Origin of the sequence: Myceligenerans indicum (genome assembly GCF_016742955.1) — a bacterium.
GTDB classification, from domain to species: Bacteria; Actinomycetota; Actinomycetes; order Actinomycetales; family Cellulomonadaceae; genus Myceligenerans; species Myceligenerans indicum.
The window spans coordinates 52,657-66,043 of record NZ_JABBYC010000013.1; the positions used below are offsets into that span (position 1 = coordinate 52,657).

Below are 13,387 nucleotides of genomic sequence, written 5' to 3' on the forward strand. Positions count from 1 at the left end.
GCGTCGTGCCGGAGTCCTTCGCGGCCCGACATCCAAATTAGAGTGTGCCTCATGGCCGCTTCGAACACGGACGACCGCGACGACGACCTGCCCGATGAGCCGACACCTCCCGCAGACCGTAGCGAAGACGCTGGTGGAGAAACCAACGACCACGCGCCGGGCACCGGCGAGCTGCCCGACGAGACCGTCGACGCGCGCTTCGCCGACCTCGTGGCCTCGCTGGGCGACCTCGGCACGAGCGCGACCGGTCCTGCGACACGGACGTCGCTGCCGGACGCGTCCGACCCGCGAATCACACCGAAGGGGGCCGGTGACCCGCACGAGGCGGGCGACGATCCCGGCCCGACCGCTCCCGCCGGCGACGCCGGAAGCCCGACCGCGCCACCGGCGCGCGCGTCAGGCCCGCGCGACTGGCCGGTCACACCCGAGGTGGAAGCCCTGGAGGAGGCCGAGAGCCACTTCACGCCCCCCGAGCCCGAACCCCTGCTGAGCGACAAGGACCCGCTGCTCACGATGGCATGGATCGCCGTGGCCGGTATTCCCGTCCTCGCGCTGCTGAGCGTCATCGCCGTGGCCGCGATCCCCGCGCTGCACATCCCGGCTCTGGTGGGCCAGGTCGCGTTGGGACTCTTCGTCGCCGGACTCGGCGTGCTGCTCTGGCGCATGCCGCACCACCGCGACCCGGAGGACGACGACCCGGGCGCCGTCGTGTGACGCCACGGCCGGCTCGACCACCAGGTGGTGGAGCCGGCCGTGGCTCGCCACCCCGGCCGTCAGACCAGGTGCAGCGAGTCCTTGTTCTTGTCCGCGTACAGGCGCTCCACCTCGGGGTCGAAGTCCTTGAGGACCACTCCGCGGCGAACCGACTGCTTCGGCGTGAGATATCCGTTCTCGATGGTCAGGTCCCCCGGGATGACCACGTACTTGCGGATCGACTCCGCCTTGGACACGGCGTCGTTCGCCCGCTTGACCACCTGGTCCAGCGCCGCGAGCACATCGGGGTCCGTGCGCGCCTCCTCGGGACTCATCGCCGGCTTGCCCTGCATCTTCAGCCAGCCCGGCAGGCCCTCCGCGTCGATGGTGACCATCGCGCCGATGAACGGCTTGTTGTCGCCGACGACGACGCACTGGCTGACCAGGGCGTGCGCGCGGATGCGATCCTCCAGCACCGACGGCGCCACGTTCTTGCCGCCGGCCGTGACGATGATCTCCTTCTTGCGGCCGGTGATGGTCAGGAAGCCGCGGTCGTCGATCTCCCCGAGGTCCCCGGTGCGGAACCAGCCGTCGTCGGTGAACGCCTCCGCGGTCGCCTGGGGGTTGTCGTGGTAGGCGCCGAAGATCCCGTGTCCCTTGAGCAGGACCTCGCCGTCGTCGGCGATGGCCATGCCGCAGCCCGGCAGGGCGAGGCCGACCGACCCGATCTTCTGGGCGCTCGGCTTGTTCACACTGGTGGGTGCGGTGGACTCGGTGAGGCCGTAGCCCTCGAGGATGTTGATCCCCAGGCCGCGGTAGAAGTGCCCGAGCCGCTCCCCCAGCGGGCCGCCGCCCGAGACCGCGTACTTCGCGTTGCCGCCGAGCTTCGCGCGCAGCTTGGAGAAGACGAGGGTGTCGGCGACCTTGTGCCGGATCCGCAGGCCGAGGCTCGGGCCCGACGGCGCGTCCAGCGCGCGCGAGTAGGCGATCCCCGTCCGGGCGGCCCAGTGGAAGATCTTCACCTTGCCGCCGGCGGCCGCGGTCTGCTCGGCCGTGTTGTACACCTTCTCGAACACGCGCGGGACGGCGAGGATGAAGGTGGGCTTGAAGCTGCCGAGCTGGTCGACGAGCGTGCTCGTGTCGCCCCAGTGCCCGGTGGTCGTCCCGGCGGCCACGGCGAGCACGTGGATGAACCGGGCGAAGACGTGGGCCATGGGGATGAACAGGAGCGTGCGACCGGCCTCGGCGAACACCTCCGGGTTGTCCTTGACGGCGTTGACCGCGAGCGAGGCGAAGTTGCGGTGGCTGAGCTCCACACCCTTCGGACGCCCGGTCGTGCCCGAGGTGTAGATGATCGTGGCGAGGTCGTCCAGGACGGCGAGCGCACGACGGCGTTCGATCTCGGCATCCTCGACGCCTGCGCCGTCGGCGACGAGGGCGTCGACCGCACCGGCCTCGATCACGAGGATCTCCCGCAGGCCACCGAGCGAGTCGTGCACCTCGCTGACCGTGTCGGCGTGTTCGGCGGTCTCGGCGAGTACGAGGGTGACCTTCGCGTCGCTGCAGATCCACTCGACCTGTTCGGCGCTCGAGGTCTCGTAGATCGGTACGGTGACCGCTCCGGCGGCCCAGATGGCGAAGTCCAGCAACGCCCACTCGTACCGGGTGGCGGACATGATGGCGACACTGTCACCCGGCTCGACACCGCGTGCGACCAGTCCCTTCGCGACGGCAACGACCTGGGCGTCGAAGTCGCGCGCGCTGACGGGGATCCAACCGCCCTTGCCGTCCGGTCGTTCCATCAGGTGCTTGGACGGATCAACGGCGACCCGGTCGGTGAGCACCTTGTTGGTGTTGTACGTAGGGGGCAGCTCGACGAGCTGCGGTGCGTGGACCTCGTTCATGCTGACTCCAGTGGCAGTAAAGATCGTGGCTGCCAAGATACCGGCAAACCCCCTCCCGGAGGTACACCGAGTCTCAGCGTTTCGTGAGATTGCGTCTCACAGGATGGCGGCCCGCTCCGGGGTCAGCACGCGGACGAGGTGCATCGGTCACGTCACGGACGGATACTCTGGTGTTCCGCGCCCGTGCGTCGGCCTTCGGGGCCGGGACACGGGCGCTCGCCACGAGGATCCCTGCGACAGTGAAGGACGACGTCATGCACGCCATCGGAGTCGACATCGGCGGCACCAAGATCGCCGTGGGCGTGGTCGACGAGGACGGGCGGATCCTCGCCCAGGTGCGGCGCGAGACCGTGGCCGACGACGTGGCCGACATCGACCGTGCCATCGCGGACGCCGTGACCGAGCTGACCAAGGAGCACGAGGTCGGCGCGATCGGGCTGGCCGCGGCCGGCTTCGTGAGCCCCGACCGCAAGGGCGTGAACTTCGCGCCCAACATCGCCTGGCGCGAGTACCCGCTCGCGGAGAAGGTGGGCGCCCTCATCGACTCCGACGCACCCATCGTCGTCGAGAACGACGCCAACGCCGCCGGCTGGGCCGAGTTCCGGTTCGGCGCCGGCCGGTCGGCCACCGACATGATCATGCTGACGGTCGGGACCGGCCTGGGCGGTGCCGTCATCGTGGGCGGCGAGCTGGTACGCGGCAAGTGGGGCGTCGGCGCCGAGGTGGGGCACATGCGCGTGGTGCCGGACGGCCACTACTGCGGCTGCGGGCACGAGGGGTGCTGGGAGCAGTACGCGTCCGGTTCCGCCCTGGTCCGCGACGCGCAGCACGCCGCCGTGGCCCAGCCGGAGCGCGCCGCGCGGCTGCTGGAGCTGGCCGGCGGATCCCCGGCCGACATCCGCGGGCCGCAGATCACCCGCGCCGCCAAGGACGGCGACGAGCTGGCGATCGAGCTCCTCGCGACCCTGGGCAAATGGATCGGCGAGGGTGCGGCGTCCGTGGCGGCACTGCTCGACCCGGAGATCTTCGTGATCGGCGGAGGGGTGGGTGCTGCCGGCGAGCTGCTGCTCGGACCGGTGCGGCACGGCTACGAGGCTCAGCTCTCGGCGCTGGGGCACCGCCCGGTGGCACAGATCGAGCTTGCCCGGCACGGCAACGAGGCGGGCATCGTCGGAGCGGCGGACCTGGCACGACGCTGAGGCCGGCCGGCCCGCCGCACGATCACATGCCCATCTCGGAGGCCTCGATGGTCTGGTCCGCGGGGGGAGCTGTGATCTCGATGGGCTCGCCCTGGTCGGTGATGTCCACCGTGACGACGAAGTCCTGCCCGTCCTCGACCATCTTGCTGATCACCCGGTGGGGGACATCGTCGTCGTCGAGGAAGTACTCGAACTCCATCGAGCCCATCTCCTCGGCCATGGACTTGTCGACGCCGAGAGCCTCGAGGTCCTTCGCCTTCGACAGGTCGACCACCACCGTGTAGTGGTGGGTCTCGATCCCGTTGATCGTCTCGGTGCCCACCTCGGTCACCTCCGAGACGGCACCGTCCATCGCCTCGGCCTGGCCGGCGATGTTCGCCTGCTCGAGCTGCTCCATCATCCCGTCGAGCTCGGCGGCCGCACTGTCCTCACCGCTCACGTGCATGTACTTGCCCTGGGTGATCGGCCCCATGTTCATGTAGAAGTCGCCGTCGACCAGGATCATGTCGATGTTCGCCTCTTCGATGTCCATCGACATCTGCAGCGCGGTCTCGGCAACGGTGTCGCCGGCCACCATCGCGCCCTTCATGGTGGCGTCCAGCATGCTCTGCGCCTCGGCCCCCGCCCCGGAGAACGTCGCCGTGTAGCGCATCGTGCTCATGGCCGCCTGGGCGGCCGTCGAACGGTCGACGAAGTCCGACACCGACAGCGCCGCATAGCCGGCCTCGGTCGCCTCGCTCTCGGCGGTCGCGGTCGCGGTCGCGCCATCGGAAGCGGCGGTGAGGTCGGGCGTGTCCGCCTGGGACTGGCATGCCGTCAGCGCCGCTGCGGTGACGCCCGCGGTCAGCAGCGCAGCGATCTTGCGGGTGATTCCCACCTGCGTGTCCTCCTCTGTGTGCCGGTCGCCGCCCGATGTCCGGTGCGGCTGACCAACCGGCTACGTGGACATCGTTCTTTCCGAAAGATACTTGTCGCAAGCCGTTTTGGTGTGCTATGTGGGCGAGGTCCGGCCGAGATTTCACCCGGTTCGGCGCGACGGGCCGTTCGTGTCACTGAGCCGTACTACTGTTCGGGGCCGTGAGCACCACTGGGTACCAGGCCTCGTTCGACGAACTCGGGACGCCCCTGCGGGACGTCACGTTCGTCGTGGTGGACCTCGAGACCACCGGGACGCGGGCGAGCGAGGGCGGGATCACCGAGATCGGGGCCGTGAAGGTGTGCGGCGGCGCCAAGCTCGGGGAGTTCCAGTCACTGGTGAACCCGGGTCGGCCGGTCCCCGCGTTCGTGGCACGCCTGACAGGGATCACGAACGCGATGGTGGCCACCGCCCCGGACATCGAGAAGGTGCTGCCCAGCTTCCTGGAGTTCGCCCACGGATCGGTGCTGGTGGCGCACAACGCCCCGTTCGACGTCGGCTTCCTCAGGGCGGCGTGCGAACGCCTGGACTACCCGTGGCCGGGATTCCCGGTGGTGGACACGGTTCCGCTGGCCCGCAAGGTGGTCACGCGGGACGAGGCGCCCAATCACAAGCTGGCCACTCTCGCACGCCTCTTCCGTGCCGAGGTGGCGCCCGACCACCGCGCGCTCTCGGACGCGCGCGCCACGGTGGACGTCCTGCACGCCCTGTTCGACCGGCTCGCCCCTCTGGGCGTCACGCACCTGGAGGACCTGCGCACCGCAGCCGATCCGGTGCCCCCCGAGGTGCGCGCCAAGCGCCACCTGGCCGACGGCCTGCCGCAGGCGCCCGGTGTCTACCTGTTCCGCGGCCCGGACGACGAGGTGCTGTACGTCGGCACCAGCACGAACATCCACAAGCGGGTCCGCTCCTACTTCACCGCCGCGGAGAAGCGTCGCCGGGTCACGGAGATGGTGCGGATCGCCGAGCAGGTCACACCGGTCGTGTGCGCGACACCCCTGGAGGCGCAGGTCCGCGAGCTGCGCCTGATCGCCGAGCACGAGCCCCGGTACAACCGGCGCTCCAAGCATCCGGAGCGCGCGGTGTGGGTGCGGCTCACCGACGAGCCCTACCCGCGGCTCTCGGTGGTCCGGGACACGGCCTCAGGGCTCGCCCACATCGGGCCGTTCGGCGGGGCACGCGCCGCGAAGGAGGCGGTGGCAGCACTGCACGACGCCCTGCCGCTGCGCCAGTGCACGGCACGCATCGCGCGCGTCCCGCGACAGCCCGGCAGCCCGTGCGCGCTGGCCGGGATGGGGCGCTGCTCGGCGCCCTGCGTCACCGCCGACGGCCCGGACGAGTCGTACGACGACGTGTCGGCAACGGCGCAGGAGGTACTCGGCGGCGATCCCTCGCCCGTCGTCGAGGCGCTGTCGGCCCGCATCGCGAAGCTCGCCGCCCAGGAGCGCTTCGAGGAGGCCGGTGAGGTGACGCGGCGGCTGCGGGCCTTCGTGCACGGTGCCCGCCGCGCCCAGCGCCTGGACCCCCTCGCGCGGTGCGTGGAGCTCATCGCGGCGCGCCCCGCGGGCGTGAACGGTGCGCCGGGCCGGCCGGGCGGCTGGGAAGTGGTGGTCGTGCGACACGGACGCCTGGCCGGAACTGCCGTGAGCACGCCGGAGGACGACGTGCTGGAGCTGGTCGCAGCCGTGCGGGCGACGGCGGAGGCCGTCGCGCCGCCGGTCGCCCCGGCCCCGGCCTGCCATCCCGAAGAGGCGGACCTCCTGCTCGGCTGGCTCGACCAGCCGGGCGTGCGGCTCGTCGCCGTCGACGGCGAGCTCACCTGTCCGGTACGCGGCGCCGCCGCCCACGCGGACCTCGCGTGGGCGGCGGACAGGGTGCGCGAAGAGGTCTCGGCACCTGGACCCGGGGACGACGACGGCACGACGTCCGGCGTCACCCCAGGACCGCCGTCGGACACCGTGCCGACGACGGCGCCGGGCGCCCCCTCAGTCCCCGACCAGCAGCTCGAGGGTGGCAGCCGCACCGATGGTGTGGAGCCTGTCGAGCGTGTCGAGGTACGGCCGGGTGAACCGGGGATCGTCGACGAGATCCCCGAACAGGCTGGGATCCCGCAGGAACGCGAGCGGGTCGGACCGCTGTGACCGCGCACGCGGCACCAGGATGTCAGCGAGCCGGTCGTTGACGTCGATCGGTTCACCGGCCTCGTCCACGCCCTCCGCGTAGCGAGCCCAGCTGGCCACGACGGCCGCCGACAGGCGCACGTCGCCTCCTGCCGCCAGCCGCTCCCGGATCACGGGCACCAGCCACTTCGGGATCCGGTCCGACGACTCCATGCACAGCCGGGCGAGCGTGTCGCGGATCTCCGGGTTCCCGAAGCGCTCCAGCAGCGTGGCGCGGTAGTCGTTCAGATCGATCCCCGGCACCGGCCGCAGAGTCGGGGTAGCCTCCGACTCCATGTAGGCGCGCAGCAGCGCGGCGATCGCCGGGTCCGCCATCGCCTCGTGGGCGTAGCGATGCCCGGCAAGATAGCCGAAGTAGGCCATCGCCTGGTGCGACGCGTTGAGCAGCCGGAGCTTCATCAGCTCGTAGGGCTCCACGTCGTCGACCAGCTGCACGCCCGCCTCGGACCACTCCGGGCGGCCGAGCGGGAACTCGTCCTCCAGCACCCACTGGAAGAACGGCTCGGCCACCACAGGCCAGCGGTCCTCCACACCGATGCGTTCCCGCACCAGCTCCCGGTCCTCGTCGGTGGTGACCGGAGTGATCCGGTCCACCATCGAGTTGGGGAAGGCCACCTCGGACCGGACCCAGTCCCCCAGTTCGGGGTCACGCAGACCCGCGAACGCCGAGAACACGGTCCGGGCCTTCGTGCCGTTGCCCTGCACGTTGTCGCACGACATCACCGTGAACGGTGCGATGCCCCGCTCACGACGCCGCGCCAGCGCCTCCACGACGTACCCGAAGACCGTCGTCGGAACGGCCCCGGGTACGGCATCGGCGGCAACGGCCGGATCGGTGGTGTCGAACTCACCTGTCACCTGGTCGAAGTTGTACCCGCCCTCGGTGATCGTGAGAGACACGATCCGCGTGGCCGGGTCGGCCATGCGTTCGAGGACTGCCTCGGGGTCGTCCGGTGCGAGCAGGTACTCGACGATGCTGCCGACCGTACGGTGGTCCAGCGACCCGTCCGGGTGCTTGATCACCAGGGTGTACAGGTTGTCCTGGGCAGCCAGGGCATCCCGCATCCGTGCGTCGCCCGGGAGCAGGCCCACGCCACAGATGCCCCAGTCCCGGTGGCCGCCGTGTCGCAGCAGGTCGTCGATCACCATGGCCTGGTGGGCCCGGTGGAACCCACCCACCCCGATGTGCACGATGCCGGGCGTGATCCCCGTCCGGTCGTACTCCGCTTCGAGGGCCACCAGCTCGCCCGTCATCAACCGGTCCTCACTTCCGTGTCGGGGCGTCACTTGATGGCGCCCATCGCGAGTCCTCGCACGAGCTGCTTCTGCGCGACCCAGCCCGCGATCACCACGGGCACGATGGCGATCGTGGACGCCGCCGAGAGGATCGACAGGAACTGTCCGCGGCCGTCCACGAAGCTTCCGAGGACGGGCGGTGTCGTTCTGGCGACCTGCGTGGTCAGCAGGTTCGCCAGGAAGAACTCGTTCCAGGCGAAGATGAAGCAGATCAGGCCGGCCGCGGCGACGCCGGGCAGCACGATCGGCAGCACCACGCGGAAGATCTCGGTGCGCAGACCGGCACCGTCGATCTGTGCCGCCTCGATCACCTCCCGTGGCACCTCGGCCAGGAACGAGCGCATCATCCACACCGCGATCGGCAGGTTGATCCCGACGTACAGGATCGTCAGCCACGTGATGTTGTCGAGCCCACCCACGGCCTGCAGCAGCATGTACACCGGGATGATCGACGCCGCCACGGGCATGAACTTCGTCGAGATGAGGAAGAACAGCGGGTCACGCACGTTCTTCACCGGCCTGATGCTCAGCGCGTACGCGGCCGGGACCGCGAGCGCCAGGACGAGCAGGGTGGAGCCGATGCTGGCGCTGGCGGAGTTGATCAGGTAGGGAACCATGTCGCGGTCGAACGCTGCCTGGAACCGGTCGATGGTGAAGTCCGGGGCGAACGTGGGCGGCAGGGTCGCTGCCTGGCTCTCCGGCTTGAAGGCGGTGAAGACCATCCACACCACCGGGAAGAAGAACGCGAGCACCGCGATCCAGGTCACGATGGTCAGCGCGATGCCGCGTGCGCGGCGGGACGCCCATCGTGCCGGCTTGCGGACCGGGGGTCTCGTGACGGTGACGGGCCTGCCGATCGTCGTCGTGGTCATCGGTTCATCAGCCCTTCCGCCGAGAAGACCTTGAACAGGGTGCGCAGAGCCACCGTGGCCACGATGATCGTGACGATCACCGTCATCACGCCGTAGGCCGCGGCCTCACCGACCTCCAGGCCGATGAACGCTCGCTCGTAGAGCAGGTACGACAAGGTCTTGCTGCCGCCCGTCCCCTTGGTCATGATCGCCACCGGGTCGAAGACCTGGAGCAGCAGGATCGTGGCGAGCAGTACCGTGATCTCCACGTACTGGCGCAGGTGAGGCAGCGTCATCGAGACGAACGTGCGGAACGGTCCCGCGCCGTCCACGGACGCCGCCTCCAGGACCTCGCGGGACTGCGACTGCAGCCCCGCGAGGAGGATGAGCATGGCGAACGGCGTGTACTGCCAGATCAGCACCATGATCACGGTCAGGGCCGGGACCTCGGTGTTCCACGCGACGGGCGGGATGCCCACCAGGGACAGGGCCCAGTTGGCCATGCCGTACGTGTAGTCGAGGATCGACCACTTCCAGATCAGCGCCGCCGCGGCGGGCATGACCAGGAACGGCGTGATCATGAGTGTGCGTGCCACGCTCTGGCCCACGAACTTGCGGTCCAGCAGCACGGCGAACAGGAGGCCGAGCAGGGTGGCGCCGACCACGGCCGAGCCGGTCACCACCACGGTGTTTCCGAGCGAGGCCAGGAACGACCCGTCGGAGAGCACCTTCGCGTAGTTGTCGAACCCGACGAACCCGCGCTGCCCCGGCCGCAGCAGGTTCCACTCCTGGAAGGAGTAGTAGAGCGTCGCCACCAGGGGGATCTGCGTGAGCAGGATGGCGACGGTCAGCGCCGGCCAGAGCAGCGCACGGGAGATCGCCAGGCTGCGGCGCCCTGATGTCACTGTGCGTCGCCTGCTTCCTGAGCGAGCTTCTGGCCGCGGTCGAGGACGGGTCCGAGCTTGCTGCGTCCGGCGAACACGTCGGACAGGTCCTGGGACACCTGGTTGCCCAGGTCCTGGAACTCGGGGATCGTCACGTACTGGATGCCGGTCCACGACTGGTCCCAGAGGCCCGGCTTGGTCGGGTTCACGGCCAGCATGATGTCGTGGGTGATCGGCGCGAAGGACTTGGCTGCCTCCACGTACTCCGGGATCTCGTAGGTCGACTGACGCGCGCCCGGGGGCACCCGGGTCCAGCCGAGCTCCTCACCGACGAGCTGCTGGTATTCCTTGCTGGTGGCCCACTTGACGAACTCGATGGCGGCGTCCTTGTTCTGCGTGGTCTCGGGGATGGCGAGGTTCCACGACCAGAGCCAGCCGGACTCCTCGGTCTCCTTGACCGGGGCGTGCGCGTAGCCCATCTTGCCCGCGACCTCGGAGGCCTCGGGGTCCTCCAGCATGCCGGCGGCGACGGTCGCGTCCACCCACATGGCGGCCTTGCCCTGCGTCATCGTGTTGAGGCACTCGGTGAAGCCGGTCGAGACCGGGTCGGCGGGGCCGGCGTCGTTCACGAGGTCCACGTAGAACTGGACGGCGTCGCTGAACTCCGGGTCGTTGACGTGGGCGTTCCAGTCCTGGTCGAACCAGGTGCCGCCGAAGGTCTGGACCACGGTGGTCAGCGGGGCGAACAGCTCACCCCAGCCGGGCTTGCCACGCAGGCAGATGCCGGTCACGTCGTCGGAGTTCACCTTGCGTGCCGCATCGGCGACCTCGTCCCAGGTGGGGTGGTCCGACAGGGTGATGCCGGCCGCGTCGAGGATCTCCTTGTTGTACATGAGCATCGACGACTCGCCGTAGAACGGCACCGCGTAGAGCTTGTCGTCGACGGAGACGACGTCCTTCACCGGCTGGAAGAGGTCGTCGACGTCATACTCGGCGTCAGAGCTGAGCGGCTCCGTCAGGTCCGTGAGCCACTGGTTCTCCGCCCAGATCGGCACCTCGTACGAACCGATCGTCACGATGTCGTACTGGCCGCCACCGGTGGCGATGTCCTTGGTCACGGCGTCGCGCAGATCGTTCTCCTCCATCTGCACGAAGTTCACCGTGATGTCGGGGTGGGACTCCTCGAAGTTGCCCTTGAGCTCCTCCATGTCCTTCATCTGCGGGTTGTTCACCGTGGCGAGCGTGAGCTCGACATGACCGTCCCCGCCGTCACCCGTGCCACCACCGCCGCCGGCGCCGGAACAGCCCGCCAGCACCAGAGCCCCGGTGGCCAGCACCGCCGGGACCGTGGCCCGGCGCATCTTTGTCGTGAGCGTCATCGCTCTTCTCCTCGTCGTTGCGTGTCGTGGTGGCGTCCTCGGTCACTTCCCGGGAGATGCCGTGTTCTCCGGCATCCGTCCGGCCGCTTCCTTCGTCGGCCACCATGCCGCGCGCCCTCGTTGTCGCGCGTGTCCTTGTCAACACGGTCATGCTGGGCCGGGCCCGCACCAGGGTCAACGGACGGCATTGCGAATCGGTCAGGGTCATCGCGAGAACGGGCACAGGGCGCGGTCACGGGGTGACCTAGATCACACATCGGTCCTGGAATCGTGCCGCTGAAACGCACACCGGCACGATGACAACGCCCACGAACCGGAACCGGCGCGGCCCGAATCGGTCAATGCCCAGGTCACGCCAAGATCACACGGAGGTCACGCCGAGGTCTCGCTGTACGGCCCCTCCGGCAACCGCCGAGCCCGTCCGGCGACCGCCGAGCCGGTCGGCGCGACCATCGCTCCCGCCGACCACGGCGCGCGCAGTGCACACGAGAGGTCCGCGGCACGCGGCACCGTCGACACGCACGGCACGACCGACGGATGCGGCCGGTACCGCAGCCGGCACCCCGTCGTCGGCCCGTCGTCGGCCCGTCGTCGGCCTGTCGTCGGCCCGTCGTCGGCCTGTCGTCGGCCCCAGCGCCGGCGCCGGCCGCCGGCCCGCAACCGTGCCGTGCCTCAGACCTGCACGACGTGCGCGCCCGCTTCCCCGAACACGCGGGCGCGGGCAGCGGGCAACTCCACCCCCGTGATCACGACCTCGAAGTCGGCCGGCTCCGCGAAGCGGACGAAGCTCGTCACACCGAACTTGTGGTGGGCCCCGACGAAGATCTTGCGGTGGCTCGACGCGATCGCGGCCGCCTTCACGTGGGCGACGGCCGGGTCGGGCGTGGTGAGGCCGTCGGACACGGTCACGCCGTTCGCCCCGATGAACGCGAGATCCATGCGGAAGTCCCGCAGCATGTCGGTCGCCCACCCGTCGACGACGCCGAGCGTGTTCCCTCGCACCCGGCCACCCACGATGATCACCTGGAAGTTGTCCCGGCCGGAGAGTTCCGACGCGATCGGGAGGGACGTGGTCACGATCGTCAGGTCGTGGTCCTCCGGCAGAGCACGGGCCAGGAGCAGCGACTGGAAGCCCTCGTCGATGAAGATCGTGCGCGCCTCGCCCACCCGGCGGGCGCCCTCCTGCGCGATCCTTGCCTTCTCCTCCGGGAAGTTCTGCGTACGCTCCGCCAGTGCCGTCTCGTACGTGCTGGACTCGACCGGGAAGGCCAGCCCGTAGCTGCGCCGGATCAGGCCCTGCGCCTCCAGCTTGCGCAGTTCCCGGCGCACGGTCTCCTGCGACACGCCGAGCAGCCGGGCGGACTCGCTGACCTCGATGCGCCCCTGCCCCCGCACCAGACTGAGCAGTTCCTTCGCCCGCGACGACGTGCGCTCCGTGACATCGCTCATGCCGCACCTCCGCGTCCGTCGCGCCACCTCGTGGAGATCCACCTCATAAGACCCCATCGTGCCAATCCTGGAGCCAAGAGTCCACGTGCGGCGTGGCGCCCGTCACAGGGGCCCGGTGCGCGAGCGGCACTCCCCTGCCCGTCGTGCGCACCCGGCAAGGTGATTACGATGGCGCCATGCTGACCGCGATCGTCCTCATCGACGCCGAGACCTCCCGCATCCCCGAGGTCGCCGAGGCCGTCACCGACATCCCCGGCGTGACCGAGGTCTTCTCCGTGACCGGGAAGGTCGACCTCGTCGCGATCGTGCGCGTGCACGAGCACGAGGAGCTTGCCGGGGTCGTGTCCGACGCCGTGAACAAGGTCCCCGGGGTCACCCGCACCGAGACCCTGATCGCGTTCCGCGCCTACTCCAGCAAGGATCTGGAGCAGGCGTTCGCCCTGGGTCTCGACGACTGACACCGCCGACGGACCCGGGCCCGCGGCGACGGCCCACGAGCTGCACCGCCGTGGGCCGCGGCGGGCCGGACGCCGGTGCGACGATCGTGTCGCCCCGCGGTCGCGGCCATTGCGGCCGAACGCGAACGACGGCGGTCCGTGCCCCCTCCAACGAGAGGGATCACGGACCGCCGTCGTG

At 69.9% G+C, this 13,387-nt stretch carries 10 protein-coding genes and 1 pseudogene; 4 read left to right on the forward strand and 7 right to left on the reverse strand.

The annotated features are described in order from the left end of the window. Positions 1–51: 51 nt before the first annotated feature. Positions 52–714 (forward strand): hypothetical protein, encoded by a 663-nt coding sequence (locus HGK34_RS09885; protein ID WP_201846664.1) that lies wholly within the window; start codon positions 52–54, stop codon positions 712–714. 59 nt (positions 715–773) lie between these two features. Here the strand turns inward: HGK34_RS09885 and HGK34_RS09890 are convergent, their stop codons facing one another. Continuing rightward, positions 774–2,597 (reverse strand): AMP-dependent synthetase/ligase, encoded by a 1,824-nt coding sequence (locus HGK34_RS09890; RefSeq protein WP_201846667.1) that lies wholly within the window; start codon positions 2,595–2,597, stop codon positions 774–776. A gap of 254 nt (positions 2,598–2,851) precedes the next feature. Here HGK34_RS09890 and HGK34_RS09895 point away from each other — a divergent pair, with 254 nt between their 5' ends. Continuing rightward, a complete protein-coding gene (locus HGK34_RS09895; protein WP_201846676.1) occupies positions 2,852–3,796 on the forward strand; it encodes an ROK family glucokinase in 945 nt (314 codons plus the stop codon). Positions 3,797–3,818: 22 nt separating this feature from the next. Here the strand turns inward: HGK34_RS09895 and HGK34_RS09900 are convergent, their stop codons facing one another. Further along, complete coding sequence (locus HGK34_RS09900) at positions 3,819–4,673, reverse strand: SCO4651 family lipoprotein (RefSeq protein ID WP_201846678.1); 855 nt, start codon at positions 4,671–4,673, stop codon at positions 3,819–3,821. Between the two features lie 200 nt (positions 4,674–4,873). Between HGK34_RS09900 and HGK34_RS09905 the strand changes: the two genes are divergently transcribed. Beyond that, positions 4,874–6,853: a DEDD exonuclease domain-containing protein gene (locus HGK34_RS09905; RefSeq protein ID WP_504739211.1), complete on the forward strand. Its 1,980-nt coding sequence runs from the start codon at positions 4,874–4,876 to the stop codon at positions 6,851–6,853. Here HGK34_RS09905 and HGK34_RS09910 read toward each other — a convergent pair. The 5 genes and pseudogenes from HGK34_RS09910 to HGK34_RS09930 all read right to left on the reverse strand — a co-directional run. Continuing rightward, positions 6,821–8,146: pseudogene (locus HGK34_RS09910) on the reverse strand (mannitol dehydrogenase family protein); the annotation flags it as partial. The gene HGK34_RS09905 and the pseudogene HGK34_RS09910 sit on opposite strands and share 33 nt — an antisense overlap. Positions 8,147–8,175: 29 nt before the next feature. Further along, positions 8,176–9,060, reverse strand: coding sequence for a carbohydrate ABC transporter permease (locus tag HGK34_RS09915; RefSeq protein ID WP_201846682.1), 885 nt, complete (start codon positions 9,058–9,060; stop codon positions 8,176–8,178). Beyond that, positions 9,057–9,944: a carbohydrate ABC transporter permease gene (locus HGK34_RS09920; RefSeq protein ID WP_201846684.1), complete on the reverse strand. Its 888-nt coding sequence runs from the start codon at positions 9,942–9,944 to the stop codon at positions 9,057–9,059. Before HGK34_RS09920 ends, HGK34_RS09915 begins: the two co-directional genes overlap by 4 nt. Further along, the gene (locus HGK34_RS09925) at positions 9,941–11,302 is read right to left on the reverse strand and encodes an ABC transporter substrate-binding protein (protein ID WP_201846686.1); all 1,362 of its coding nucleotides are present in this window, start codon (positions 11,300–11,302) and stop codon (positions 9,941–9,943) included. The genes HGK34_RS09920 and HGK34_RS09925 overlap by 4 nt, the downstream gene beginning before the upstream one ends. 672 nt (positions 11,303–11,974) lie before the next feature. Beyond that, the gene (locus HGK34_RS09930) at positions 11,975–12,751 is read right to left on the reverse strand and encodes a DeoR/GlpR family DNA-binding transcription regulator (protein WP_201846688.1); all 777 of its coding nucleotides are present in this window, start codon (positions 12,749–12,751) and stop codon (positions 11,975–11,977) included. A gap of 176 nt (positions 12,752–12,927) precedes the next feature. On the opposite strand from HGK34_RS09930, the gene HGK34_RS09935 reads away from it, so the two are divergent. After that, on the forward strand, positions 12,928–13,209 hold the full coding sequence (locus HGK34_RS09935) for an Lrp/AsnC family transcriptional regulator (RefSeq protein ID WP_192863785.1): 282 nt from the start codon (positions 12,928–12,930) through the stop codon (positions 13,207–13,209). The last annotated feature ends 178 nt before the right edge of the window (positions 13,210–13,387 follow it).

Bases quoted from the DNA above. Each gene is read 5' to 3' on its own strand.
- HGK34_RS09930 (WP_201846688.1), bottom strand. From the start codon at position 12,751: ATGAGCGATGTCACGGAGCGCACGTCGTCGCGGGCGAAGGAACTGCTC.
- HGK34_RS09925 (WP_201846686.1), bottom strand. From the start codon at position 11,302: ATGACGCTCACGACAAAGATGCGCCGGGCCACGGTCCCGGCGGTGCTG.
- HGK34_RS09895 (WP_201846676.1), top strand. From the start codon at position 2,852: ATGCACGCCATCGGAGTCGACATCGGCGGCACCAAGATCGCCGTGGGC.
- HGK34_RS09915 (WP_201846682.1), bottom strand. From the start codon at position 9,060: ATGACCACGACGACGATCGGCAGGCCCGTCACCGTCACGAGACCCCCG.
- HGK34_RS09885 (WP_201846664.1), top strand. From the start codon at position 52: ATGGCCGCTTCGAACACGGACGACCGCGACGACGACCTGCCCGATGAG.
- HGK34_RS09935 (WP_192863785.1), top strand. From the start codon at position 12,928: ATGCTGACCGCGATCGTCCTCATCGACGCCGAGACCTCCCGCATCCCC.
- HGK34_RS09890 (WP_201846667.1), bottom strand. From the start codon at position 2,597: ATGAACGAGGTCCACGCACCGCAGCTCGTCGAGCTGCCCCCTACGTAC.